Origin of the sequence: Dolichospermum sp. FACHB-1091 (assembly GCF_014697585.1) — a bacterium.
Taxonomy (GTDB): Bacteria; Cyanobacteriota; Cyanobacteriia; order Cyanobacteriales; family Nostocaceae; genus Dolichospermum.
The window spans coordinates 86,371-112,134 of record NZ_JACJSB010000015.1; the positions used below are offsets into that span (position 1 = coordinate 86,371).

The window sequence follows — 25,764 nt, forward strand, 5'->3', positions numbered from 1 at the left end:
ACCCTATACTGTTATTCAGCAAGCCCTAAATATTTAGGCATTTAGGCTTGACGCTCCCCGCCCTATAGAGGGACGGGGATTCTTGTTTCAATGAGCAACCTTACTCAAACTTGTTACCAAGTCTGAGCAGCGGGTAATCTCTCCACAAGCGTTAGAAGTTTCGGTGCGCCCCACCGTACTTAAATCATAGCCAGTTTGTCTTAGTGCTTTAGTTAGGATGTTAATTGCAGCATTGTGGTCACGGTCAAGTATGCACCCACATTTACAAACATGAGTTCTAACTGATAGGGATTTTCTAACTATTTCTCCACAATTAGAACAGTTTTGAGAAGTATATTGTGGTGCAACTGATACAATTACACGACCATAGACTTTACCAAAATATTCTAACCATTGAGTAAACAATGACCATCCCGCATCACTAATTGATTTGGCTAATTTGCTATTCTTAACCATGTTTCTCACTTGCAGTTTTTCAAAGGCCACTAAATCGTTAGATTTAACCACGCACAATGCTGTTTTCACAGCAAAGTCTTTACGTTGACGTGATACTTGCAAGTGTTTTCTACCAAGACGGTTAATAGCTTTTTTGCGATTATTAGAACCTTTATTTTTACGACTAACTTTTTTGTGTAATCGTTTTAAAGATTTTTCTGATTTCCGCAAATACCTGGGATTATCAATTTTATCCCCTTGAGAATTAGTGTAGAAACTGTTAAGACCAACATCTAAACCAACGGTTTTACCTGTGGCATTGATGTCAATATTCCGTTCTGCATCTACACAAAACTGGATATAGTAACCGTCAGAACGTTTAACTATCCTAACTCTCTTTATTTGCTTAATTTGGTAAAAATGTAAATCCCAAGTTCCAATTAATTTTAACTGACCAATTCCACATTTGTCTATGAAAGTAATGTGTTTTCGGTAATCTAAAAGTTTCCATCCACTTGTCTTATATTCAACTGAACGGTTATTTTTTTGAAATCTGGGATAACCCTTCTTACCTGGAACTTTTGCTTTACAATTATCAAAAAATCTTTTAATTGCAAAAGCAGTTCTTTCTGCTGCTGCTTGTCTAGCCATGGAATTTAATTTATCTGCAAAATCAAATTCATTAGCTAAGACCGCAGTGTATTTATTCAGGTCGTAATATTTAACATTTTGATTGTCCATCCAAAAGCGCAAGCACTTATTACGGATGAATTGGGTTATCCGTATAGCTTCATCAATTTTTTGATATTGCTGCTTTGTGCCTTTGGCTTTAAATTCAAAAACAATCATTTTTTATTACTAATTCGACCTGTTTTAAGTGTAATACACTTTAGGAAATTAGTCAATCCCTAAGATTGGTAAAAATGAAACTACCCTTTCTCACGATTAAGCTGCGCTTAATATCGCTGCGAGGGTGTTTAATTTTTACCGGCCTTACATCCCCACCCTGTAGAGGTATGGGGTATTACGGCGTTTTCTGATAAAGGACTTTACTGATTTTCTCCTCTTGCTAAAAGTGCAGTTCCATAGGCTGCCTCCGTATTTTTTGATGAAACAATAGGTACTTTTAAATAACGTTGACGAATAGCAGTCCAGGTAGAATTAGCAGCGCCACCACCGGCTGTATAAACATGAGTTAATGAATCCGCCCCTAGATTTTGCAGTAGTTCATATCCTCTCGATTCTATTTTAGCCATACTTTCCAGTAAACCGTGGAGAAATTCATGGGGTTGATCTGGACGTGGTTCTAGTTTTGGCAATAATTGGGGATCATTAATAGGAAAGCGATCGCCTGGTTTTAATAATGGATAATAATCTAACATACTGGCTTGAGTTGGATTAATTTTGGCACTTAACCTCACCAACTCAACATCACTGAAGAATTTCTTTAAAACAGCACCACCTGTATTAGAAGCACCCCCAGTTAACCACAAATCGCCTAAACGATGGCTATAAATTCCATATCGCGCATCTTCTATTCTATGGCGGCTTAAAAGTTTCAATACCAAGGTTGACCCCAGTGAAGTTACCGCTTCCCCCGGAAATTTAGCTCCACTGGCTAGAAAAGCTGCAATACTGTCTGTCGTACCTGCAACCACCAAACAATGGGCTTTAAAGCCAAATTCAGCGGCTATCTGTGGAAGTAATTCACCAATAGGTATTCCTGGTGGGAAGACTTGGGGTAAATGGAGGGGAATTTGTAGCTGTTCTAACCATTCTGGATATTGCAATTTTTCCACATCATAACCCAGTTTTAAGGCGTTATGGTAGTCGCTAATACCTAACTTTCCATGCAGCAGAAAACCCAACCAATCGGCTTGATGCAGTAAATATCTAGCATTTACAAAAGAAGGTAATTCTTGCATCCAGAGTAGTTTCGCTAGACTTGATGTTGCACTTAGCACAGTATGATTAGGGGGTGCAATTCCGCTCAACCGTTCTAAAGCCACAGATCCCCGATTGTCGTTATACAATATAGGCGCGTCCACTGGCTTTCCAGTCTCGTCAGTCAGTAAAATGGTCGAAGAAGTGCCATTAATGGCAATTGACCCTATTTCCTTCCTGAAAACCTCTGGAATTTGCCCTAATAGACTCCACAAAGCCTCTTGCCAACATTTTACCCAATCAATAATCCCAAGGTGCCAACGATGGCGCATTTCGGACAGAATGCGACCTTCCTGATCAATTACCACACCTCGTGCGCCAGAAGTGCCAAAGTCAATACCCAGAGATAATGCCATAGATTCAGGGAATAGGGAACAGGGAATAGGGAACTGACAACTGACAACTGACTAATCCGCGGTTTTTGTTGCATCTTGTTACAAGATGTTTCCTAATTTTGGTAAAACAGTGAAAAGTAGTAAGTGGAGTCTTGAAAATCAAGTTCAACTTAGGAGGATTTCCATTATGCCTATCTCAGATACTCAAGTTTACATTGCTTTGGCTGTAGCATTAATTCCAGGAATTTTAGCTTGGCGTTTAGCTACAGAGTTATACAAATAGTACCAGACTAATGTAATTCTGTTTCCGGTTATCAAACCTAGTATGATGAGGTGTAGTTTCTAAATGCTCCTGGTTCTAGGCTGGGGGGATTTTGGAAATTGCACCTCAATTTACTTGGTAATATTTTTTTCATCTTCACATTTGTTTAAATTTGCGAAAAATGAAGTAATATGACAGCTAAATTAAGCCGCAATTAGCACCTCTTTGCTTTTGACGGTAATTGCCGTAAATCATGCAAGCCTTTTGTTACTATCATGAATGCGTTTCAACCATCTAGACGTTCTATACAGCCAGTAGAACAACGCCCAACTGTACCGCGACCAAAACGACATTTACGCCAACGCGCTTATCAGGTAATGGCACTGGAAACTACAGCTAAAGTAGTAGTTAATACAGTTATTGGTGCTGCAGCGGTTTCCGCTTTAGTACAATTGTTACCTTATCATTGGTTACAACAGGAAAAGTTACGGGAAATACGGACTGAAGTTAAAGTCATGGAAGGGCGTGTCCAGAATTTGCAGACCGAATTTAGCCGCAATTTTGATCCTGGACAAGCTAAGAGTATTATGCAACAAAAATCATACCGATTTCAAGCAAATCAGCGTCCAGTTATATTGACGAATCAAGATCAGACTGTAACGCAACAATCTGATTCAGTTCCATAAAAGTGCAGAAAATATATTAATCATCATGGTTATTAGGGTGACTACCAAGGATATAAGTTTTGATTTAGTTTTGATAAGAGTGAGAAAATTCAAATTTTCGAGTTGGTTTCACAAATTACTTCCAAAATCCTGACTCCTAAATTGAGCTATCTACCAAATTATTCTTCAAAAAATAGCAACTCGTTTAACCAGTTGTGGAGTTGTAACCGTAAGCGATAACCGGAAGCATATTGATCCTTGAAAGATGATAATTCTGCTAATGCGCGACGATAATCAGCTATCGCACAATTCCAATCACCCCAGATATGATAAGTACGTCCGCGTTCAGCCCAGATGTGTCCTTTAAGTTGACCAAAAAGTAGCGCGGTTTCTAAATTATCAATGGCTTCTGCATATTCACCCAAGTCGCGTAAAGTAATGCTGCGATTAATCCAAGCCCGAACATAATGAGGATTTAAATCCAATGCTTGTTCATAATCAGCCAATGCGGCTGTTAATTGACCACAAGCAGCATAATAATTAGCTCTATTATTGTAGGCACTAGCTAATTTAGAATTTAAGTCCAGGGCTTTGTTATAATCGCAGAGAGCTTTGTGTCCGTCACCACTTTGAAAATAAATCAGACCTCGGTTATTGTAATCCACAGCATTTTCAGGATGATGGTCAATGAGGTGACTTAAAAGAGCGATCGCTTTGGTATAATCCCCTTGTTGTGCTAATTTCAACGCGCAAGAGCGTAGATAACGTTCTTCCAAGATTAGCTCGTCACCATCCTGTAACCGCGCATATTGAGGAGAAAGATTGTTTTTATCAAAAAGAGATACTTGATTGTTTTGAATGCCAGAATTTAAAAAAGAGTGCTTACTCATGATTTTACCTATTTGATTTACTTGAGTTTGTCAAAGTGAAAGTTTTCCCGTCTTGATGGCTCTAGGACTGTGGAAGGAAATAGATTTGACAAGCTGAAACAACATCAGCCATAAATCTAATAATGTATACTTCATACCCAAGTTCAATTCCAGAATCAGTAAAAATCTGAAGAATCGAAGTGTAAATTTTCAAGATGACAGACAAAGAGCAAGAAGTAAGAGGTAATTAAGACAGAATAGGTAAGATTTTATCAATGACAACTAACTACCAATTTTAGAAGAGACATTTCTCATGACAACAATAATTTCTTATGCTGATGCTACGGATCTCAATACTGACGACTATATTGTTCTTGGTTTAGCTACGTGCTTCTATAAAGAAGATGGAGAAGTACATCAAGTTGAAGTCATAGAACCCATTCCTTCAGCCGCATTAGAAGCCCTATGTAAAGACATCCCCACCTCTTACAGGCTGGCTTATGCAACGAATTTGGGATCTGTGTTAAATGGTGATAAAATGCTATTGCCAGAAGGCTTCCCAGAGTCAGCCCAATTTGGGGATGAATTTCGATTACGGTTGTTTTCTGCGGCTCGTACCTACAAGCGCCGCGAAGCAGCCCAAGCCCTGATTCCCTTGGGAACAACTAAAACGGATTTGAATTATTCTACTGAGCGGAAACGGGTACTCAACGCGGCCAGAATTGTCACCAAAGAAGACAACGTGAAACAACATTCCCACACCCACAAAGTTCTTTAATTTCAGCTTGCTATAGCAATTCTAATAGCTGCCTCCATAGTTCCATGTAAGAAGTAAAGGTAAAAATCCTGGAAATATGAAGTAAATGGGTCGCGGGAAAAGTCAAAGATATCAACTTACTGACAGGGATCTAGAAACCCCACCTTCAACGAAGTAAGATGGGGTAGTTCGCGGAGAATTAGCTAGACTGAAAACAAACTATTAATTAAAAATTAGCGCGTGTTATGACAACCAAAAAACAATTCAATAGCTTTGAAGAAATGCTATCCGGTTCAGATTTACCCGTCTTAGTAGACTTTTATGCTGACTGGTGTGGTCCTTGTCAAATGATGGTACCAATTTTAGAACAAGTCAATCTCCAATTAAAAGACAGATTACGGATTGTCAAGATTGACACAGAAAAGTATGCAAATCTAGCAAGTCAGTATCAAATTTCGGCTTTACCAACCTTGGTACTATTTAAACAAGGTCAACCGGTGGACAGAATTGAAGGTGTTATGCAAGCACAACAATTAGTAGAACACCTGAAATCACGGCTTTAATAGGGTAGGTTGTGAAATACACCACGACGGAGAAAGAGAACGGTTATGAGAGTGGTATCTGTTTGTTACTCAGCAGGTATCACCTATAATTGCCTATAATTATTAGTTAAAGCGATCGCAATTGACTTTTTTCGAGAATCTGCGATAATCTTCCATTAAGACTAATAATCGGTCGAAATTTTCAAAGCTAAAATACAGGTATTACTTAACTACAACTTACAGCAAATTGTCATCAAACCCGGAACAAGAACCCCAACCCCAACCCCCTCCAATATCAAAAGTTTATCCTTTTCTTCCCCCCGCAGCGGGGGGATTGAGGGGGGTGCGATGAGGGGGCTAAGATGTACCTTATATGATTGGAAATCGCTGTAGTATGAAATTCAATGTCACGATTGATCGAGACGAAGATGGTGTCTGGATTATTGAATGTCCTAGTATTCCTGGTTGCATTAGTCAGGGAACGACAAAAGAAGAGGCTTTAGAGAATATTCAAGATGCGATTTCTGCTTGCTTACAAGTGAGGGCAGAAATGGGGTTGCCATTGACTATTGAAACTAAACAAGTAGAAGTCTTAGTATAGTTATGGCATCAAAATTACCTGTTCTGAGTGGACAAGAAATAGTTCGTACTTTTGAAAAGCTGGGCTGGGGATTTGCACGCCAAAGTGCAAGTCATGTAATTTTGGTCAAAGAAGGTGAAATAGTAACTTTGTCTGTTTCTGATCATCATGAGGTGGCAAAAGGGACTTTAGGTGGACTGATACGAACTGCTGGGTTAACAGTAGGAGAATTTATTGCCAATGTTTAAATATATGGTATGTATTATTTGTAGTAATGGCGATCGCTACACTGACCTTCTGAATCGCCTAAGCTCCCATTAGAATCCTTAACACCCAGTTTAAATTTCTAGATTTGTAGAGATTAAAATCATGGCGCGATCGCATATCTCTTGACGGTTGACTAGTTTGGCTAACTCATGGGGTTCATAGCGTCCTTCTTCAACCTCTAAGGAGGCGCGATCAACTGCTTCTGTATAAGCTTCAGAAATTGCTAGGCGTAATTCATCGGTATTGAGGTATGTTCCGCCAGCTTTACGTCGCTGGTTTTTGGTTTGGATACCGCGTATAGAGTTGCGAATTGATAGCTCCCACGATTTCGTAGTGCGATTTTCTGCTTTTTGCTTGATTAGATGCATAAGCAGAATTACTGCATAGCTACGAATGTTGTTGATTTTATCGTCTCTGCTCATTTCTTCTAATTCGTCAACAATTGCCAAAGCTCCAGTCATATCACCTTTAAGTAGTAATTCCCTTAATGTCAAAAGTTCTTCCATATCTTTAGTGATGTGAGAATGGGATATATAGTAGTTATAGCATTAGTTACTATATCCATTAAGATAAGAGCCGATCACTACACTGACCTTCAGATCGCCTATAATAACCTTTATACAACAGATGCGGCGATCGCAATTGACTTTTTTCGAGAATCTGCGTTAATCTTACAGCAATGTGTTTTAATCGTATTCTCAAACGACGGGGGCATTTTTGACAAAGCACGATATTACAGTGCTGGGTTTGCTATGGAGGATAAAGAAAGGTTATATTCATGGTAATCCGGCTGCAGCAGGAATGGAACAAGGATTTTTTGGCGTTGCTGAACCGAGGTATGAAATTGAAAAATCAAAAAAACGAAACTCCTACTCTCTGCGCCTCTGCGTGTTCGCGCAGCTTGCCGTAGCCATAATAAAATTATACTCTTAATCAGCAACGCCGAAAAATTTATTCTAGCGAACCGCTACATCAGGGTTGGCAGTGCGGGTTTTTGATGCTATGCTTTTTCTAGCTTTCCATCTTGCGGCCAAGAGTAGAGCGCCGACTGCGGGAATGGTAGTGCGTCCGGAAATTTCCCAGGGGACACTTTGCACAACGTATGTTACCTTCAAGTCAAAAGCATTTGGTACATAATTTGATGCCACACCTTTAGGGAGATTGTATTCATTTGGTATGTCAAGGTAATTAAAAGCATATGCAGAGAGAGTATTGTTTTCAGCAGGGACAGCAGAGAAAAGAAAAAAGGGAGAAAACCACATAAATTTTGGCCTTAAAAGATTTTCCTGCCGGCCTAGTTGGTCCAGCTCACCAAGATGCCTAGCCAAAATTTTTGCAAGGTAAGGTTTTTGATACCAAGGAGTATTGGTAAGCCGGTTCTTGAGGTTGTTATAAGTATCGGTCACAGATTCCACATGGTAATCCACATTGTTGACTGTTAATACAACCGCCTTAGCAGGAGACGAGCTAGCAAGGACACCAGCAGCAGCACTACCAACAACTAAAGGGAAAAGACGAGATAGAGTTAATTTCATCACATTCACTCACTTTCACGAATAATTTTTTCCGACGAGTTGAAGTTATTTGATGGATGCTGAAAACCACAACATCATGAATTGACTTTATATCACACACAAAAAAATTAATTTTTTATACATATTTATTTGAAATTTTTAACTTTTCTTAACAAATCCTTCACTTTTTTTATTAATTCAACCCTTCCTGAAGATGGAACTTGGGTTAAAAAAAGTTTATGACAGTTTGCGAGAATATACGAGATCCGAGTCCATCAGAAGCCATAGATAGTCAAAGTGAAGTGTAAAAAGAAAAGTGCGGCGATGGTGAGTCAGGAAGTAGGCTATGATGCAGGCAAACAAATCAAAGGGCGGAAGCGGTTTATGACCGTTGATATACTCAAAACGGCTTGGACGTAAAACCTATAACTCGACTGGGAATGAATTCCCAGTCTTATAGCAAAAGTCATCTGAAGATGACTAAAAGAACTAGAAAATTTTTGAATTTGCTTAGTTTATTTTAGTAAACTTTAGCTATTAGCCTGGAACTATGGCTAACGCCACGCTTTAGACGGAACTTGGGTGAAAATTCATGACAGTTTGCGAGATAATTATGAGATCCCAGTCCATCAGAAGCCATAATCGTCATCGCCAGTGAAGTGTAATTGCCTCTTGCCTCTTTCTAAATGCTATCCTCATTAGCAAGTAGCACCGCTGTTGCTAAAATGCCTCTAATTCCTGATTTAATGATGACTATTATATTATTGGATTATTGACCTAATTTAGCACTAAGTCAAAATCAGCCTTATTATATCATAATAAATCTACAAAACACGCAACAGGAGACGAGTAACGCATGGGCAAGGTAGTTGGCATCGACTTGGGGACAACCAACTCAGTAGTCGCCGTCATGGAGGGTGGCAAGCCGGTGGTGATTGCCAATGCAGAAGGAATGCGAACAACCCCCTCCGTAGTTGGCTTTAGTAAAGAAGGTGAAAGGGTTGTAGGGCAAATGGCTAGGCGGCAAACCGTCCTTAATCCCCAAAATACCTTTTTTGCTGTCAAACGCTTTATTGGGCGCAAATATGGGGAATTAAACCCGGATTCTAAGCGTGTTCCTTACACTATCCGTAAAGATGAAATTGGCAATATTAAAGTTGCTTGTCCTCGGCTGAATAAGGAATTTTCCCCGGAAGAAATTTCGGCCATGGTGTTGAAAAAATTAGCTGATGATGCTAGTCGTTATTTGGGTGAACCTGTTACCGGGGCTGTGATTACTGTTCCGGCTTATTTTAATGATTCTCAGCGCCAAGCTACCCGTGACGCGGGTAGAATTGCAGGTTTAGATGTTTTACGCATTCTCAATGAACCCACAGCCGCAGCTTTGGCTTACGGATTAGATCGAGGTGATATGGAAACTATCCTCGTTTTTGATTTGGGTGGGGGAACTTTTGATGTATCCATTCTGGAAGTGGGAGACGGCGTATTTGAGGTTAAAGCTACTAGTGGAGATACCCAACTCGGTGGTAATGATTTTGATAGAAAAGTAGTTGATTGGTTGGCGGAACAGTTTTTAGAAGCAGAAGGGGTAGACCTAAGACGCGATCGCCAAGCGTTGCAAAGACTAATGGAAGCCGCAGAAAAGGCTAAAATAGAACTTTCCGCAGTCAGCGTCACTGATATTAATTTACCTTTTATTACCGCCACGGAGGATGGTCCAAAACACCTAGAAAGCCGTTTGACGCGATCGCAATTTGAAGGTTTATGTGTAGACTTGTTAGGTAGATTAAGAACACCAGTAAAGCGGGCATTAAAGGATGCCGGACTCTCTCCGGTAGATATTGAGGAAGTTGTTTTGGTCGGTGGTTCTACTAGGATACCTATGGTAAAACAGCTAGTACAAGACTTAATTGGCATTGAACCCAGCGAAAACGTTAATCCTGATGAGGTTGTCGCTGTCGGTGCGGCTATTCAGGGCAGTATTCTCGCGGGTGAAACTAAGGATATCCTACTGTTAGATGTTACACCACTGTCTTTGGGGTTGGAAACTATTGGCGGTGTGATGAAAAAACTTATACCAAGGAATACAACTATCCCAGTTCGTCGTTCTGACATCTTTTCTACTTCCGAAAATAATCAAAACAGCGTAGAAATTAACGTGGTTCAGGGTGAAAGGGACATGGCCACAGATAACAAGTCTTTGGGACGGTTTAAACTCTATGGTATCCCCCCAGCGCCAAGAGGTATTCCCCAAGTTCAAGTATCTTTTGATATTGATGCTAATGGTATTTTGCAGGTAACAGCCTTAGATCGTACTACGGGCAGGGAACAAAGCATCACCATTCAAGGCGCTTCTACTTTAAGCGAGTCCGAAGTTAATAGAATGATTCAGGATGCTCAAAAATACGCCAATGTTGATAGACAAAGGAAAGAACGAGTTGAAAAACGTACCCGGGCTGAAGCTTTAATATTACAATCAGAACGGCAATTACGCGAACTAGCGTTAGAAATGGGAATGCAATTCGCTCGTAACCGTCGTCAACGCATTGATAATATTTGTCGCAATTTACGGGAAAGTTTACAAGCTGATGAAGATCGGGGTATTGATCAGGCTTATGCTGATTTACAAGATGCTCTTTATGAACTGAATAGAGAAGTCCGTCAGTATTATGCTGAAGATGAAGATGATGATCTATTTGGCGCTATCCGTGACATCTTTGCTGGTGAAAAAGAACCGGAACGAGATGTTTACAGGGATAATTACCGGGAACGAAATTCATCTAACCGAGGTGTTAACAGAGATTATGGGAGAGAAAATCGTTCTCCTAATTATGAACGTCCCACCCGCACTAAACGCCCCAGTTACCAGGATAATTGGGATGATGATGATGATTGGCTATAAGGTAATTTTGGATTTTAGATTTTGGATTTTAGATTTTAGATTTTAGATTTTGGATTTTGGATTCAGTATCTTTGATTTAAAATCTAATTTTCAATATTTGTAGCGTCAGTAATAAGTATAAGCACAACTGACCACTGACCAACGGACTACTGACAACGGACCACTGACAACGGACCACTAAACTAACATTTAAATAACAGATTATGCAAAATTTGCAAAATTTTCGGGATTATTACGAAATTTTAGGAGTTCCTAAAGATGCTTCCAGTGAAGAAATTAAAAAGGTTTATCGTCGTTTAGCTAGACAATATCACCCCGACCTCAATCCTGGCAATAAGGAAGCAGAGGAAAAATTTAAAACCATTGGTGAGGCTTATGAAATCCTCTCTGATTCTAGCAGGCGATCGCAATATGATCAATTTAGCCGCTATTGGCAACAAAACGGTTTTGCAGGTAATAAACAAACTCCCAAGTCTAAAGGTTGGAATAACCGCACTAATGACCGTTCCAGTCAAGATGTAGACCCCAGCCAATTTAGCGATTTTGAGAGTTTTGTGAATCAGGTAATTGGTGTTAGCAACCGCAAAGAACCGAAAAGCAGTTCGGAAAATACCACCACTAGCGACCCCTTTCGCAGTCCTAGAACTAAAGTTGCATATACGGTTAATACTCCTCCCCGTGCTAACCGTCGAGATATTGAAGCTAGATTAACCTTACCTCTAGAGAAGGCTTATCAAGGTGGTAATGAAAGAATACGCTTAGAAGATGGGCGATCGCTCGAAGTGACTATGCCTCCAGCCATGGTGACAGGTCAAACTATTCGCCTCCGCAATCAAGGAATTAATGGTGGTGATTTATACTTAAAAATCACCGTTGATCCTCATCCCTTGTTTAAGCTAGAAGGTGCTAATATCTTCTGCCAAGTACCTGTAACTCCCAGTGAAGCAACATTGGGCGGACAAGTTGAAGCACCTACCCTTGATGGTCCAGTGAAAATGACTATTCCCCCAGGTGTGAGGTCTGGACAAAGATTCCGTCTTGGTAATAAAGGCTACCCTGTCGAAAATGGACAACGTGGTGATCAATTAGTGGAAATTCAGATATTAACTCCCAAAAATATTAGTCCTCAAGAACGGGAACTGTATGAGAAATTGCGAGAAATAGAAACTTTTAAACCTCGCGCTGATTTAATTTAAATAAAACAAAACAAACTACCACAAAACAAAAGAAATCAATTTCTCCACAAATGGCTCAGATGCAGAGTGGGTAGAGAATGTTAGACTCCTGGATCTGTTATCCTGAATATAGATCCCATTCCTAACTAACTTGCAGCTATGACCGTCACCCAAAAGATTGAACCCGGTTTAGATGTAATATTTCCTCCCAGTAATTTAGAAAGTGACGAACCCCCATTAGAATCATCTTTACATCTACAACAAATGCTACTGCTAATCCAATGTCTCAATTGGTGGTGGCGAGATATTAATAAAATTAATAATTATTTTGTTGCCGGGAACATGACTATTTATTACAGTCCTCGGCAAATTAAAACCAAAGATTTTCGTGGTCCAGATTTTTTCCTAGTGCTGGACACAGAAAACTGCGATCGCAATAGTTGGGTAGTCTGGGAGGAAGGTGGTAAATATCCTAATCTAATTATAGAATTGCTTTCTCCCTCTACTGCTTCCACTGATAAAGGGTTAAAAAAACAAATTTATCAAGATATTTTCCGCACACCTGAATATTTTTGGTTTAATCCGCAAAGTTTAGAATTTGCTGGTTTTATCTTGTTTGGTGGAACATATCAACCCATAGAACCCAATCCTCAAGGTTTATTATGGAGTCAGCAGCTAAATTTATATTTGGGTGTCCATGACGGTAAATTGCGTTATTTTATGCCAGAAGGACAGTTAATGCTAACACCCGAAGAGTATGGAGTACAACAAACTCAACGTGCAGAACAAGCAAGCCAACTCGCAGAACAACAAACTCAACGTGCAGAACAACAAACTCAACGTGCAGAACGTTTAGCAGCCAAACTCAGAGAATTGAATATTGACCCTGACATTTTATGAGATAATACAGTTTGTGTAGGTTGGGTTGACCCAAGGAAACCCAACATTTTGAGCGCAGGGAACTCTTAACTGGGAACAGGGAACAGTTTTAACTGTTTGGATATCCTCAATTTTCCAAATCCGACAAAGAAAAATGCAATTCATTTTGAGACATTATTAGCCAAAACCTTGCACTTTTTTGTGGTAAAAATCCGCAAAACCCTTTGTTAATAAATGGTTTTAGGTTTATTCAGTAAGCCCTACATAAAACCTAAAACCTCCCATCCTACCACAGAAACAATTGTGCAAGAGGTCTATTGATAACAAAATCAAGAACAACTTAAATACTGACAATTTTTAAAACATCCTTTTATATAGTTGACTAAAATTATTGATTATTTGTGCAATAATATTGACACATACACTATTAAAATAGGCTATAGAGTTTGTGACTTTGACAAAAATTAGCCCCGGACAACCACTGACTGATATACAGAAAAATGGCTTACAGTTAGTATCCCTGTTGACTGGGGGTAAACGTGATGTTATTTTAGCTATTGATGTCACTGAAAGTGTCGGTTTTAATGATCAAGGACGGATTCGTTTACGTCAAATAGTTACAGACAGTCTGAAAACCGGTGATTATGTTTATGTTGTTCCCTTCGCTCAAAATTTGGTTTTTGATGATGTCATATCTGTAGAAAATCCCTTGGGAACACCTATATATTTTGGGCAGAAAAATGCAGAAAATATTGATAAAGTATTAGCAAAAATACCTTTTAGTTCCGACCCTAACCGCTATGGTACAGATATTCAAAAAGCAGAATTAACTATTTATCAAGGTATCGCACAAATTAATCAAAATCGAGTTTCTAAACATCAATTAATTAATCCCCAGTCCGTTGTTTGGATTACTGATGCACCTTTGTTTACTCAACCGGGAATTAATTCTCAGATTTGGACAGAAACCCCTGCTGATAGTCCTTTGAGAATAGCAACATCACCAGAAAGCCAAGAAAGACAAAAATGGATTGAGACTTTACCTTTAAAACAGCGATCGCTCACCATTGTAACACAATCCAGTAAAGATTATCAACTATCTGTAGTAGACATTAACCCGACAATTCAAGAATTTTGTACACCAGCCCCCGGAGGTCAAGAAACCTGTTTAGTTAATCCTTATTTACTCAAACAGCTATGGTTTCCCAGTTTAATTTTATTATTATTAATAGCTGCTGGTGTTTGGAGTCTATGCAAATTTGCCAGATTACAAAAAAAATGGAAATTGCGAATTAGATTTGAAGATAATACAGAAGATGAAGAAAAATTATGTATACTACCAAATAAGAAGAAAATCGGCATAGGTGAAGATAGCCCCAATTCCATTGACTGTCCAGGGGGAGAAATTAGAGGCCATTTACAACGTCAAGGAGAAAAACTATATTTAGTCCCAACACCAGAGGGAAACATTCAACTAAACAACAAAAAAGTGACATCAAAGACTCTCATAACTAATTCTAGATTTACGCTAAATTGTCCAGATTCACGCCAGCGTGATTACCAAATAAATGTTAAAATTGAAAAATAGTATTCAGGGGAAAAACTATGACTCAAGCATCTGCAAAAGAAACCCAATCTAGAGGCATTAATCGCACAATTTGTATCGGTTTAGGGGGAACTGGGAGAGATGTATTAATGCGAATTAGACGGTTAATTGTTGACCGTTATGGAGACCTAAATAAGTTACCAATTGTCAGTTTTGTTCACATTGACACAGATAAAGCAGCCACCCAAGTCACAGGGATTAGAACAGGGAGTACCTATCATGGTGTGGATTTAAGTTTTAAAGAAGCTGAAAAAGTCAGTGCTACCATGTCGTCAAGAGATGTCACCAGGTTTGTAGAAGAATTAGAACGGAGTTCAGAATATAGTAATTATGGACCTTATGAGCATATTCGGAGATGGTTTCCTCCGCAATTATTACAAAATATCCCAGCAGTAGAAGAAGGTGCAAAAGGGATTAGACCTGTGGGAAGATTGGCTTTTTTCCACAACTACCGAAAAATTCAAGCAGCCATTGAGTCCGCAGAAAAACGCACGAAAGGACATGAATCTTTATTACTACAATCAGGTTTAATCATAGAACCGGGACTAAATATTTTTGTTGTCGGTTCTCTTTGTGGTGGTACAGGAAGCGGAATGTTTTTAGATGTTGGCTATACCCTAAAAAATCTGTATGGTGAAGACGGCGCTCAAATTTTAGGTTATTTAGTAATTAGTCCAGAATTATATGGTAATACAACTAGCATGATTGCTAATACTTATGCTGCATTACAAGAACTGAATTATTATAGTTCTCCTGGGACCAAATTTGAAGCACTTTATGATACTCAAAATGTAGTTTCTGTAATAGAAAAGCGTCCACCATTTAACTACACTTATTTAATAAGTAATGAAGCAACAGCAGAATATTCAATACTTACCCAAGGTAAACTATGTAATGTAATTGCCCATAAGATTGCTTTAGAATTTTCTGGTGAATTAGCAGCTTCTGTGAAAAGAAATAGAGATAATTTACAAGAACATATAACCAAGTACGATGATCATCCACGTCGTAATAGCCAAAACTACCTAACATTTGGACTGTCAGCAATTTATTTTCCTCGTGATACTATTATTGAAATTGCTTTAACAAAGGTAGGTTTAGAGTTAGTCAGGTTTTGGTTAAATGGTAAAGGTCAAAGTCCAGATCCTATTAACTTACTTGAGCAATTTTTGATTCAACATAATTGGCATAATGACTTAGGAAAACGAGATGGTTTAACTAATAAATTAGCAGAGTCCGTAGAAGAATCTAATAAGACCTTTAGTAATAGTCTCAAAACTTGGCAAAATAAATTATCCCGGTTAATTGCTGACTGTAGAAACAAGGATGACCGCACTAATATCCGTCAGCAATTAGCAACAGAGTTTTATAAACAATTTCGCACAGTGCAACCAGGAGAAACAGAAAGTATTCGCGGTTATTGGTTGACGAAATTAATGCAAGCTGCTCCTAAGATTACCAAAGAACTTAATGGAAATATTGATGATTATGTGATGCAATTACTCACACCAGTAGATCCTAATTTCTCCATTAAAAATACACACAATTGGTTAGATTCTCTGCGACACGAATTACATAAATATCAACGAGATTTACAAGAATCAATTACTGATTTTGGAGGCATGAAGCGCTTAGAAGATGTAGAAAGAAAATGGGATAATGCAGAACAAACAATTGAAGATATGGAAAATAAACTAGGTATTCCCTTTGTTGATTTCAAAAACATTCCATTTCAGGAGGAGTGCAAAAAAGTAATCCAAGAAGTTTACAAAATTATCAAGCATAATTTTGAATTAACTGTATTGCAAGAAACTTTGAAAATTGTCAATCAATTACAAAAGCAAGTTCAAGAAAAAGAAAAGCAAATTGCAGCTTTTAGTAGTTTAGTAGAGGACTTAGAAAGTGCTTATGAAAAAGAGGAACGAGAATTAAAACAATTGAATTTCGATGAAATGAGTGGAGAGGCAATTTTTGATACTGAAGATATAGAACTTTGCTATCAAACAATGATCCCAGAAAATGATAGTCGTCCTCAATTAATATTGGCAAGTTCAGAACTTACTCAAGAAACCGATAGAGGAGCATCTTTAGGATTTTTCCTGAATATGGAACGCACTACTTATTCTCAGCTAAAAGAAAAAATTGATCTGAAAGTTAATACTTTATTTGCTTTTCGCGGTAGAAATATTGTTACTTCTGTGATTAAACGCTTCATGCAGAAATATTCTTTATCTGCACGTTCAATTCGTTTAAAGCAAATTATCCAGGAATCTCAACCACTTTTACGTTTAGATTTGGAGGATAGGTATTTTGTACCTGATAAGGGTAAAAGTAGTAAATTAATAGGTTACAAGGATACAGAAGAATTAGAAGTGGCACAGTTTGAAAGTTTATTGACACAGGATTTATCTGTACAACAAAGTGACTTACAAGAAATGCAAGCAGATGATGAAATTTTATTTGTGAATGAATACGGTGGGTTTCCTTTGAGATTAATTATTGGTTTGGGAAAAATGAGAAACCCATATTTAAAAGAAAAAAATTCTGGTAAATCTTTTTTGCATAATGATTATCGTATATCCTTTCCTGATATTATGCCACCTAATGCTGGAAAAATGGAAGAAGTGGAAAATATTTTCTATCCTTGTTTAGCATTAGAACTGTTAGTAGAAAATCATGATACTCAAGAATTAGAGTTTCAATATTATGACCATTTTCAGAATAGTTATGATACTGTTTCCTTGAGTGGAATTTGGATAGAATCTTTGGAATATCTAGCTAGTCACCCCAATATGACTGAAGCATTAAAGCAAATTTTGGATAATACAATTTTAGAAATGGAAAATAATCCAACATTGTGGGTAAATGAATATTTACCCAAATTGCGTCAATTTCCTGATAAGCTGACCAGGATTTCTGAAGATAATCCTAATTCTCTCTATAAGACAAGAGTATATACAGACACAAGGGATAATAACGATAATACAAAGGAGGGCGTTATCAATCGTTTTTTGAAGAAAATGGAGGCGAAATTCGGAAACACAAATTCAATTTTACCAAGAAACAATACAGGAACTCAAAAAGCTATTGTGGGGGAAATAGTTGCTAATTCTTCTGATAATCGTTCAAGACGACGACAGGAATTAGAGCAGCTTAAACAAGATTTAGATGAAGGTTTTATGACTTCAGAAGAATACGAACGAGAAAAACAAAGAATTTTCCTCCAATATCCACTATAGTTTTTTATGGGTAGTTAATATCTACCCAATTTTCACAGATTTCTTGTACTACTTCTTGCACTACCACAGGTCACTTTTATGCCACCAATACCACTTTACTTAATTCTCATCACTCTCTTACTGGTCGTTATTCCATCTGTGATTACTATTGTTATTCGCATATCTCTTTACCGCTATTTAATAGATTTGACGAACAAAGTTCAAAGATTAATCAAAACAGGAATCAGGGGAGTACAACCGAAAATTATCCAAACATTAGAAGATAGATTTGAACAAGCTTGTAAACAATTAGAACAGGTAAATACAGCAGCATTAATAGATCAAATTTATAGTCAGGAAACAATCAAGGGATTTACCTGTGAACAAATAGATTATTTATGTCGTATTTTGCCAAATTTACTGTTAGCTTTTGGATTATTAGGAACTTTTTTAGGTATCACTATTAATCTATCTACTCTCAGTCAAACGATTAATCAAGCTAATGCTAGTGATGTCAGTAATTTAGTTACTGAGTTAAAAAAACCATTGGAAGGAATGAGTATTGCGTTTACTACCAGTTTAACAGGACTATTTTTCAGTGCTTTGGTAACAATAGTCAATTTCATCTTTAATAGTGGACTTGCTAAATATCGCTTAATTAGTTCCTTAGAAGATTATCTAGATAATGTATATTTTCCTAAAGTGCAGGGTGATACCCGTCTTGATAAAATAGTTAATAGAATGGTATCTCAACAGGATGAATTTTTAACAAATTTTGGGAAAACAGTGCGAGAAGCTGTAGAACAATCTATGGGAAACGTCGCAAAACAAATTGCTGACGGGAATAAAGAAACTACAGATTTAGCTAGACAAGTTTATGAAAAATTCACAGACGCTGCTGGAACTATATCTCGTGCTGCTAATGAGTTTCAAAATTCTATGTCAGCATTAAACACAACATCTCAAATATTTAAACAGTCCGCTGAAACTTTTAATAAAAGTGAGTTTCCTCTCAAATTATCATTAGCTGTTGTAGATTTGAGTAATACACAACAAAAATTTTCTGAGTCAGCTACAAGTTTAGCAGCAACAACGGAATTGATTATAAATGCCTTAATTGAAATAGAAAATTCTAGTCAGAGTTTAATTAATTTAGGAGAAGAAATAAAATCTATCAACCAAACTTCAATTCAGGTATTAGATTTACATCAAAATAACCAAAATCTTTTAACTGAAATTATTCCCGGACTTCAGCAAGGAGCTAATAGTTATGAAAAAGCAGTTAATAAACTGGATGATTTAGATCAAAGAGTGAGCGATAAATTCAATAATTTTGATCAATTAATCACAGCTATGACTCAGTTATTAGAAAATGTGAAAACATATACAACGGAATTAATTAGCAAAGTTACAACGGAAACTGAAAATTCTAATCAGAGTTTAATTAGTTTATCTGAAGAGATAAAAGCTATGAACCAAACTTCAATTCAGGTATTAGATTTACATCAAAATAACCAAAATCTTTTAACTGAAATTATTCCCGGACTTCAGCAAGGAGCTAATAGTTATGAAAAAGCAGTTAATAAACTGGATGATTTAGATCAAAGAGTGCGCGATAAAGTTAATAGTTTTGATAAATTAATCACAACTATTGAGCAGTTGTTAAAAACTGTGAAAACATATACAAATGATGTAAATAATACTATTAGTATAGCATCTAATCAAATAGATGGTAATAATCAAAAATTGCAAACATTTGTGAATGATATTAATTATTATGTTGGTAAATTTAGTCTTGAATTTACTAAAATTCAATCAGAACTAATTTCTGAATATCAAAATGTGAGTAATACCATTATTCAAGGAATTGATAGACAAACTAATATCAACAAGAAGGGTTTTGATGCTAATATTCAAGGTTTGGAGCTATTAATCAAGAATCTTGAGGAATATCAACAAAAACTTGATTAGACAAATACCGATACATGAGGTGCGTTACGCTGGCGCTAACACACCCTACTGTTGAAGTTGACTAACAAATTTACAAAAATAAAACATTAATAAAACATTGCAATTATGGCTCGTCGTTCACGCTACACACAATATAATGAAGACCTAAACGTTTGGCCAGCATTTACTGATTTAATGTCTAATGCGTTTATGATATTGGTTTTATTTTTGTTTTTAACCATCATCATATCACAAATCTCTGACAAAAAATCAACAGACGCACCACCAATCATAGTTATAAAAGATGAAGGTGCTTATAGATTTGCTTCTGGTAGTGCTGAAATCTCTCAAGAAATGTCGAATTATATCCTGCAAAAAATAGTACCAGAAATAGAGGCTAGAACTAAACAATATGGGATTAATGTAGTAGAAATAATCGGACACACGGACGGACAAGCTAATGGTCAAGTAACTAGTAATTTGGATGTCAATTTAGAAAATGTAGTTAGTGGTAATATACAGGTAGGAAACTTACGAGCAGGTTCTAATGCTGATTTAGGATTAATGCGGGCTTTATCGGTTGTCAAGGCGCTGCGTGATATCCAAACAAAAGAAAATAGACTATCTGGATTATCCTTTCGCGCCTATTCTGCGGCACAATTAATATTACCAAATGGACAATTTGCAGCAATAGCGCGTCAAGATGATGTTACCCGACGACGAATTGAAATCCGTTTTACCCGCTTGGGAGAAGTACAAGAGGTTAGATAATTTAGATGATCTAGTTTTGTTATATATCTGAGAGGATGTCAAAAAAGATTTAGAATATAAAGAACTGAATTTGAGCAAAGTGATTCAAAAAACCGTAAACCAAAATGGGGAAGTCCCACTTTTTTAGCAATACTACCTATTACTCCCTGCTAGGGCTACATCCCTCAGCATCCGTAATTGATATCCGTCGCGCTTATAGAGAATTAAGCAAAATTTATCACCCTGATACGACGGAATTACCTGCTAATCTTGCTACTGCTAAATTTCAGCAAATTAATGAAGCCTATGCTACCCTCAGTAATCCTGAACGGCGCTTAAACTATGATTTAAAAATTGGCTATTCTCGTTTTGGTGTCATTCAAACCCCGACTGATTTAAACCGTCCAGTGTCTCGTGGCCATGACTGGTCAAAATCAGGTTATTTAGATGCCACAGATCGTCCCCTGTCTTCTGGGGAAATATTTGTATTATTTATTTTGGGATTGACCATTGTTGGTTGTATGCTATTAGCGATCGCTATTGCTGTTCTTCGTGGGGAAGTAATCCTCTGAATAACCACCTCCCACTTTTCGACTAAACAATAATTTTTCCATAATTTTAAATTGCTTATGCTTCCCTCCCATACACCCTTATATAGTCATCCTTTACCACAAATCGAACAGTGGTTAAAAAACCAAGGTTGTCATCAAGATGAAACTCAGCTACATTGTTGGCATATACAACGATCTAGTTGGGAAGCAGAAATTTGGTTAGACACTGAAGAAATTACAGTCCGGTATCTCCAATCAGGAGGAAATAATCAAGATATTCAACGTTCCTTTAAGTATTCCCTGAGTCGGGAAGATGTGGAAGCAGCGGTTTTTTCTGGTCCATAATCTAATTTTAGATTTTAGATTTTAGATTTTGGATTTTAGATTTTAGATTTTAGATTTTAGATTTTGGATTTTAGATTTTAGATTTTAGATTTTAGATTTTAGGATTTCGGGATTTTAAGATTTTAAGATTTTAGGATTTTAAGATTTTAGGATTTTAGGATTTTAGGATTGATTGTCAATCTCAAATCACCAATTTACAATCTAAAATTTTCAGACTTTCCCAAACCGTCGCTCCCGCTGTTGATAAGCAGATAAGGCCCGATGGAACTCACTGCGGTTAAAATCCGGCCAGAGAGCATCACTAATATAAATTTCTGCATAAGCCATTTGCCAAAGTAAGAAATTTGACAGGCGCATTTCCCCACTGGTACGAATTAATAAATCTGGATCTCCTATTCCTGATGTATACAAGTGACTTTCAAATAATTCTTCAGAAATTTCTTCAGGCTTTAATAAACCCTCTTTAACCTTTTGAGCGATCGCTTGACAAGCTTGTAAAATTTCTTGCCTACCGCCATAATTAGTAGCTATTGTAAAGATAATACTACGATTATCCTTAGTTTCTGCCATAGAACGGGAAATTTCCCTCTGAAGTGCCTTTGGTAAAGCCGATAAATCACCCACAAACTGAATTTGCACATTTTCCTCCACCATTTCCCGCAATTCCTGACGCAAAACCCGCTGGAATAAAGTCATTAAAAATTCCACCTCTTCCTGTGGTCTTTTCCAGTTCTCCGTCGAAAAAGCATAGGCCGTTAGTGCTTTAATCCCCCAATCCTTACAACAGTGCAGCAAATCCTTAAGAGCATTGACACCAGCTTTATGACCCACAATTCGGGGTAAACCTTGGCGTTTTGCCCATCGTCCATTACCATCCATAATCACCGCAACGTGCCGGGGTAGTAATTCTTGTTTTAAATCAGGGGGTAAATATTGCAATTCAGTTGGTTGTGTTATCATTTTTTATCTTCAGAAGCGGTCGTATCCCTGCCGGGAAGTGAACTACGCGTAGCGCGTCGTTGGTGTAGCCCCTCATAGATCAGACGAGGTAATCTAACTAATCGAGAAATTAATTGTAGTGACTGACCACCAAGCCGACGAACTAAACTTAAAATACCAGGTGCATGAGCTTCCCGATCTACAGTTGGGGAAAATCGAGCCTCTAAAGACTCTTTGAGCTTTTTAATAGTTAGTGGTCTATATAAAGTTCCTCTTTCGGCTAAGGAAATAGAACCGGTTTCTTCAGATACAACGACACAAATACAATTTTCTACTCTTTCAGTAATTCCCATTGCTGCCCGGTGGCGTGTTCCCAACTGGCGGGAGGCTGTGCGTCCTGAAAGTGGTAAAATTATTCCTGATGATATAATACGTGAACCACGAATTAACGTCGCTCCATCGTGTAACAAGGTTTTGGGTTGGAAAATAGTTTGGATCAGTTCTTTAGAAACCTCAGCATTTAGCTTTACCCCCGGCACGGAAAAATCTTGTTCTTCAATAGGTCTTGTAGTTTCTAAAATTAGTAAAGCGCCAATGCGATTTTTCGACAATTCTTTAACCGCATCCACGATTTCGTCAATGACACTATCCGACTTAGGAATTGCACTAGCGTTATTCACAAAACACTGCCAAAATTCACCGCGCCCCAATTGTTCTAAAAAACGGCGAAATTCTGATTGTAGTGCTACCGCCATAGCCACAGCACAACCAATCACCAATTTTTCTAGGACGAAATTTAGTAGAGGTAATCCTAATTTACTACTCAGTGCCGAGCAGAGCATTAAGACTATAAATCCTCGCACCATCCATAACGTGCGCCGTTCACTAATAATCACTAGGATCATGTATGTCAGTGCCAACACTAACATCATATCCAGAGTCCCAAGGAGCAAGGACTGTGACCAATCTCCCAGGTTTATCAGCCATTGCTTCCACCAATCTCTCATGACATCTGGATTCTTATAGTCATTTGTCATTTGTCCGTAGTCAGTTATCAGTTGTATTTTTTTAACCACTGACCACTGAGGACGGACTATTTCAGTCGTTCTGGTAGGCAATCTTGTCGAATCAAGTCAAGATATGTTTCGCGCTGCAAAATTAAATTTGCTTCGCCATTGGCCACCACCACCGCTGCCGGTCGGGGAAGACGATTGTAATTAGATGCCATACTGTAATTGTATGCACCTGTTCCCATAACGACCAGAATATCATTTGCCTCAGTTTTTGGCAGTTGGGCATTTTTAATCAGAATATCCCCTGATTCGCAATGTTTACCCGCTAATGTCACTGTTTCCGTGCAGGGAACAGACATTTTATTGGCAACTACCGCCCGATAAACTGATTGGTAGGTGATAGGACGAGGATTATCTGACATTCCGCCATCAATCGCCACATAAGTGCGAATTTCGGGAACAATCTTACTAGAGCCAACAGTATAAGCCGTAACACAAGCCGTGGCAATGAGCGATCGCCCAGGTTCACAGAGTAATTTTGGCAAAGGCAGATTTTCCGATATACAAGCCGTTTGCACTACCTCACAAATCGCTTTTGACCATTCTTCAATGCTTGGTGGATCATCAGATTCTATATATTTAATCCCTAAACCACCACCAACATTTAATTCTGTAATTGTCAAGCCGTGTTTAGCCGCATCTCTTAACCACTGCACCATCACAGACGCTAAATCTCTATGTGGTTGACGTTCAAAGATTTGTGAACCAATATGAGCGTGTAAACCAACACAGTCTAGACTAGCTTGTTTACTCACAAAAGCAAACACTTCCTGTAAATCATTGGGATCAAAACCAAATTTACTATCTAAGTGTCCAGTCCGAATATATTCGTGAGTATGGCATTCTATCCCCGGAGTCAAGCGTAGCATAATCCGAATCGGCGCGGCAGCAGAATTTTCTGCTTGTTCCCCTCCTATCTTCACCAACCTATATAACTCATGCCAGTTATCTGCAACAATAGTACAAGCAGACTCAATTGCTAAAACTAACTCATCATCAGACTTATTATTACCATGTAAGTAAATCTTGCTGGGATTCATACCAGCATTCAGCGCAGTATAAAGTTCTCCACCGGATACCACATCAATTCCTAACCCTTCTGAGGCCACAATGGCACAAACTGCTAAACAATTCCAGGCCTTAGAAGCATAAAGTACCTGAGATTCTCCTTGATAGTATTCTTTAAAGGTATTTCGATATTGTCTGCAAGCCGTCCGCAGGGTTTCCTCATCTAAAATATATAAAGGTGAACCATATTGCTCGACTAGGGTTGTTACGTCACAGCCACCGATTTCCAGGTGATCATCATGATTAACTCTCGCTGTCAGGGGTAAAAGTTGTTGGTTAGGGGAAATATCAGCAGTATTGTCATTTATTGGCTGTAAATATTGACGGCCAGAAAGTTGAAGTTCGACGGGGTAAGTCAATGCCATAATTAATTAAAATTGTATTTGTGAAAATTCTACAGAATGACAATAAGTCCTCATTCCTAGTTTACCCTCTCATTGCTAATGGGTAATAGGTAATTGATCATTGATCATTGGTAATTAGTTATTAAACTTCCTTAATCCTCAAAAATCGTGATTTCATCAGACTTAAAAATTCAACCTTTGACTAGAGACAATTTAACTGCGTTACTAGAACTAGATAAAGCCTGTTTCCACGGTTTGTGGACCATGGAAGGCTATCTACGCGAATTAGAAAGTCCTAACAGTCATTTTCTGGGTTTATTTTCACCTTTTAATGACTGCGAACTCTTGGGAATGGGCTGTTTTTGGTCAATTTTAGAGGAAGCACACATTACAATTTTGGCTGTTCATCCCCTGTATCATGGTCAAGGGCTAGGAAAAGCCATATTATATTCTCTACTGCGAACTGCTACTGATCTTGGTTTAGAGAGGGCTACCCTCGAAGTCCGTGATTCTAACCACATTGCTATTTCCCTGTATCAAAAGTTTGGTTTCAAAACGGCGGGACGACGACGGGGTTATTACAAAGACAACAATGAAGATGCTTTAATTCTTTGGCTTTCTGAACTACAGCAGCCACATTTTCTCAAAAATCTGGATCAATGGGCAAGTTTCATGAATTCACCGATACTTTTTCGCTAACTAATGCTAACAAATACATAAGTTGAGATTGTCTCTCAACCAAGGCGTATCAACCAATGCACGAAGATAAATTCCTCGCGCACCATTCAAATCTC

The 25,764-nt window shown here is 38.0% G+C and carries 24 protein-coding genes; 16 read left to right on the plus strand and 8 right to left on the minus strand.

The features are described from left to right. Nucleotides 1-87: 87 nt before the first annotated feature. Together H6G25_RS11485 and H6G25_RS11490 are read right to left on the minus strand one after the other, a co-directional pair. Nucleotides 88-1,284: an RNA-guided endonuclease TnpB family protein gene (locus H6G25_RS11485; RefSeq protein WP_190392593.1), complete on the minus strand. Its 1,197-nt coding sequence runs from the start codon at nt 1,282-1,284 to the stop codon at nt 88-90. Nucleotides 1,285-1,484: 200 nt separating this feature from the next. Further along, nucleotides 1,485-2,735 (minus strand): FGGY-family carbohydrate kinase, encoded by a 1,251-nt coding sequence (locus H6G25_RS11490; protein WP_190392594.1) that lies wholly within the window; start codon nt 2,733-2,735, stop codon nt 1,485-1,487. A 166-nt stretch (nt 2,736-2,901) separates the two neighbouring features. Between H6G25_RS11490 and psaM the strand changes: the two genes are divergently transcribed. Together psaM and H6G25_RS11500 are read left to right on the plus strand one after the other, a co-directional pair. After that, entirely contained in the window at nt 2,902-2,997 is a 96-nt protein-coding gene (gene psaM / locus H6G25_RS11495) for a photosystem I reaction center subunit XII (protein ID WP_006196319.1), read from the plus strand. Nucleotides 2,998-3,251: 254 nt separating this feature from the next. Beyond that, nucleotides 3,252-3,662: a hypothetical protein gene (locus H6G25_RS11500; RefSeq protein WP_190392595.1), complete on the plus strand. Its 411-nt coding sequence runs from the start codon at nt 3,252-3,254 to the stop codon at nt 3,660-3,662. Between the two features lie 158 nt (nt 3,663-3,820). Here H6G25_RS11500 and H6G25_RS11505 read toward each other — a convergent pair whose 3' ends face one another. Next, a complete protein-coding gene (locus H6G25_RS11505; protein WP_190392596.1) occupies nt 3,821-4,531 on the minus strand; it encodes a tetratricopeptide repeat protein in 711 nt (236 codons plus the stop codon). A gap of 292 nt (nt 4,532-4,823) precedes the next feature. On the opposite strand from H6G25_RS11505, the gene H6G25_RS11510 reads away from it, so the two are divergent. The 4 genes from H6G25_RS11510 (at nt 4,824) to H6G25_RS11525 (ending at nt 6,637) form a co-directional block, all read left to right on the plus strand. Beyond that, nucleotides 4,824-5,288 carry a hypothetical protein gene (locus H6G25_RS11510; protein WP_190392597.1) on the plus strand — a complete coding sequence of 155 codons (465 nt, stop codon included), beginning with the start codon at nt 4,824-4,826 and terminating at the stop codon, nt 5,286-5,288. Between the two features lie 224 nt (nt 5,289-5,512). Further along, complete coding sequence (gene trxA / locus H6G25_RS11515) at nt 5,513-5,830, plus strand: thioredoxin (RefSeq protein WP_190392598.1); 318 nt, start codon at nt 5,513-5,515, stop codon at nt 5,828-5,830. Nucleotides 5,831-6,203: 373 nt separating this feature from the next. Further along, nucleotides 6,204-6,410: a type II toxin-antitoxin system HicB family antitoxin gene (locus H6G25_RS11520; protein WP_168359944.1), complete on the plus strand. Its 207-nt coding sequence runs from the start codon at nt 6,204-6,206 to the stop codon at nt 6,408-6,410. Between the two features lie 2 nt (nt 6,411-6,412). Further along, on the plus strand, nt 6,413-6,637 hold the full coding sequence (locus tag H6G25_RS11525; RefSeq protein WP_190392599.1) for a type II toxin-antitoxin system HicA family toxin: 225 nt from the start codon (nt 6,413-6,415) through the stop codon (nt 6,635-6,637). A 90-nt stretch (nt 6,638-6,727) separates the two neighbouring features. On the opposite strand, the gene H6G25_RS11530 is transcribed toward H6G25_RS11525, so the two are convergent. Together H6G25_RS11530 and H6G25_RS11540 are read right to left on the minus strand one after the other, a co-directional pair. Beyond that, nucleotides 6,728-7,162, minus strand: coding sequence for a DUF29 family protein (locus H6G25_RS11530; protein WP_190392600.1), 435 nt, complete (start codon nt 7,160-7,162; stop codon nt 6,728-6,730). A 450-nt stretch (nt 7,163-7,612) separates the two neighbouring features. Then, complete coding sequence (locus H6G25_RS11540) at nt 7,613-8,191, minus strand: hypothetical protein (protein ID WP_190392602.1); 579 nt, start codon at nt 8,189-8,191, stop codon at nt 7,613-7,615. Nucleotides 8,192-9,026: 835 nt separating this feature from the next. On the opposite strand from H6G25_RS11540, the gene dnaK reads away from it, so the two are divergent. The 9 genes from dnaK (at nt 9,027) to H6G25_RS11590 (ending at nt 21,546) form a co-directional block, all read left to right on the plus strand. Further along, nucleotides 9,027-11,072: a molecular chaperone DnaK gene (gene dnaK, locus H6G25_RS11550; protein WP_190392603.1), complete on the plus strand. Its 2,046-nt coding sequence runs from the start codon at nt 9,027-9,029 to the stop codon at nt 11,070-11,072. 203 nt (nt 11,073-11,275) lie between these two features. Then, nucleotides 11,276-12,268, plus strand: coding sequence for a J domain-containing protein (locus tag H6G25_RS11555; protein ID WP_190392604.1), 993 nt, complete (start codon nt 11,276-11,278; stop codon nt 12,266-12,268). A 138-nt stretch (nt 12,269-12,406) separates the two neighbouring features. Then, nucleotides 12,407-13,147, plus strand: coding sequence for a Uma2 family endonuclease (locus H6G25_RS11560; RefSeq protein ID WP_190392605.1), 741 nt, complete (start codon nt 12,407-12,409; stop codon nt 13,145-13,147). A gap of 427 nt (nt 13,148-13,574) precedes the next feature. Further along, complete coding sequence (locus tag H6G25_RS11565; protein WP_190392606.1) at nt 13,575-14,714, plus strand: VWA domain-containing protein; 1,140 nt, start codon at nt 13,575-13,577, stop codon at nt 14,712-14,714. 17 nt (nt 14,715-14,731) lie between these two features. Further along, nucleotides 14,732-17,971: a tubulin-like doman-containing protein gene (locus H6G25_RS11570; RefSeq protein ID WP_190392607.1), complete on the plus strand. Its 3,240-nt coding sequence runs from the start codon at nt 14,732-14,734 to the stop codon at nt 17,969-17,971. Between the two features lie 78 nt (nt 17,972-18,049). After that, entirely contained in the window at nt 18,050-19,921 is a 1,872-nt protein-coding gene (locus tag H6G25_RS11575) for a hypothetical protein (RefSeq protein ID WP_190392608.1), read from the plus strand. Between the two features lie 105 nt (nt 19,922-20,026). After that, entirely contained in the window at nt 20,027-20,671 is a 645-nt protein-coding gene (locus tag H6G25_RS11580; RefSeq protein ID WP_190392609.1) for a flagellar motor protein, read from the plus strand. Between the two features lie 104 nt (nt 20,672-20,775). Further along, the gene (locus H6G25_RS11585; RefSeq protein WP_028090610.1) at nt 20,776-21,222 is read left to right on the plus strand and encodes a J domain-containing protein; all 447 of its coding nucleotides are present in this window, start codon (nt 20,776-20,778) and stop codon (nt 21,220-21,222) included. 51 nt (nt 21,223-21,273) lie between these two features. Continuing rightward, nucleotides 21,274-21,546, plus strand: a complete 273-nt coding sequence (locus H6G25_RS11590; RefSeq protein WP_028090609.1) for a DUF3143 domain-containing protein — start codon at nt 21,274-21,276, stop codon at nt 21,544-21,546. Between the two features lie 210 nt (nt 21,547-21,756). Here H6G25_RS11590 and H6G25_RS11595 read toward each other — a convergent pair whose 3' ends face one another. From H6G25_RS11595 to lysA, 3 genes are all read right to left on the minus strand, one after another. After that, the gene (locus H6G25_RS11595; protein WP_190392610.1) at nt 21,757-22,506 is read right to left on the minus strand and encodes an isoprenyl transferase; all 750 of its coding nucleotides are present in this window, start codon (nt 22,504-22,506) and stop codon (nt 21,757-21,759) included. Further along, nucleotides 22,503-23,492, minus strand: a complete 990-nt coding sequence (cdaA, locus tag H6G25_RS11600; protein ID WP_190392617.1) for a diadenylate cyclase CdaA — start codon at nt 23,490-23,492, stop codon at nt 22,503-22,505. Before cdaA ends, H6G25_RS11595 begins: the two co-directional genes overlap by 4 nt. A gap of 86 nt (nt 23,493-23,578) precedes the next feature. Next, nucleotides 23,579-24,991 (minus strand): diaminopimelate decarboxylase, encoded by a 1,413-nt coding sequence (gene lysA, locus H6G25_RS11605; RefSeq protein WP_190392611.1) that lies wholly within the window; start codon nt 24,989-24,991, stop codon nt 23,579-23,581. Nucleotides 24,992-25,138: 147 nt separating this feature from the next. Here lysA and rimI point away from each other — a divergent pair, with 147 nt between their 5' ends. Next, entirely contained in the window at nt 25,139-25,669 is a 531-nt protein-coding gene (rimI, locus tag H6G25_RS11610) for a ribosomal protein S18-alanine N-acetyltransferase (protein ID WP_190392612.1), read from the plus strand. Nucleotides 25,670-25,764 lie beyond the last annotated feature (95 nt).

Bases quoted from the DNA above. Each gene is read 5' to 3' on its own strand.
- H6G25_RS11570 (WP_190392607.1), top strand. From the start codon at position 14,732: ATGACTCAAGCATCTGCAAAAGAAACCCAATCTAGAGGCATTAATCGC.
- H6G25_RS11580 (WP_190392609.1), top strand. From the start codon at position 20,027: ATGGCTCGTCGTTCACGCTACACACAATATAATGAAGACCTAAACGTT.
- H6G25_RS11575 (WP_190392608.1), top strand. From the start codon at position 18,050: ATGCCACCAATACCACTTTACTTAATTCTCATCACTCTCTTACTGGTC.
- H6G25_RS11520 (WP_168359944.1), top strand. From the start codon at position 6,204: ATGAAATTCAATGTCACGATTGATCGAGACGAAGATGGTGTCTGGATT.
- H6G25_RS11485 (WP_190392593.1), bottom strand. From the start codon at position 1,284: ATGATTGTTTTTGAATTTAAAGCCAAAGGCACAAAGCAGCAATATCAA.
- H6G25_RS11540 (WP_190392602.1), bottom strand. From the start codon at position 8,191: ATGAAATTAACTCTATCTCGTCTTTTCCCTTTAGTTGTTGGTAGTGCT.
- H6G25_RS11505 (WP_190392596.1), bottom strand. From the start codon at position 4,531: ATGAGTAAGCACTCTTTTTTAAATTCTGGCATTCAAAACAATCAAGTA.
- cdaA (WP_190392617.1), bottom strand. From the start codon at position 23,492: ATGAGAGATTGGTGGAAGCAATGGCTGATAAACCTGGGAGATTGGTCA.
- H6G25_RS11560 (WP_190392605.1), top strand. From the start codon at position 12,407: ATGACCGTCACCCAAAAGATTGAACCCGGTTTAGATGTAATATTTCCT.
- H6G25_RS11555 (WP_190392604.1), top strand. From the start codon at position 11,276: ATGCAAAATTTGCAAAATTTTCGGGATTATTACGAAATTTTAGGAGTT.
- lysA (WP_190392611.1), bottom strand. From the start codon at position 24,991: ATGGCATTGACTTACCCCGTCGAACTTCAACTTTCTGGCCGTCAATAT.
- psaM (WP_006196319.1), top strand. From the start codon at position 2,902: ATGCCTATCTCAGATACTCAAGTTTACATTGCTTTGGCTGTAGCATTA.
- H6G25_RS11500 (WP_190392595.1), top strand. From the start codon at position 3,252: ATGAATGCGTTTCAACCATCTAGACGTTCTATACAGCCAGTAGAACAA.
- H6G25_RS11530 (WP_190392600.1), bottom strand. From the start codon at position 7,162: ATGGAAGAACTTTTGACATTAAGGGAATTACTACTTAAAGGTGATATG.
- H6G25_RS11490 (WP_190392594.1), bottom strand. From the start codon at position 2,735: ATGGCATTATCTCTGGGTATTGACTTTGGCACTTCTGGCGCACGAGGT.
- H6G25_RS11585 (WP_028090610.1), top strand. From the start codon at position 20,776: ATGGGGAAGTCCCACTTTTTTAGCAATACTACCTATTACTCCCTGCTA.
- H6G25_RS11510 (WP_190392597.1), top strand. From the start codon at position 4,824: ATGACAACAATAATTTCTTATGCTGATGCTACGGATCTCAATACTGAC.
- H6G25_RS11595 (WP_190392610.1), bottom strand. From the start codon at position 22,506: ATGATAACACAACCAACTGAATTGCAATATTTACCCCCTGATTTAAAA.
- trxA (WP_190392598.1), top strand. From the start codon at position 5,513: ATGACAACCAAAAAACAATTCAATAGCTTTGAAGAAATGCTATCCGGT.
- H6G25_RS11525 (WP_190392599.1), top strand. From the start codon at position 6,413: ATGGCATCAAAATTACCTGTTCTGAGTGGACAAGAAATAGTTCGTACT.
- dnaK (WP_190392603.1), top strand. From the start codon at position 9,027: ATGGGCAAGGTAGTTGGCATCGACTTGGGGACAACCAACTCAGTAGTC.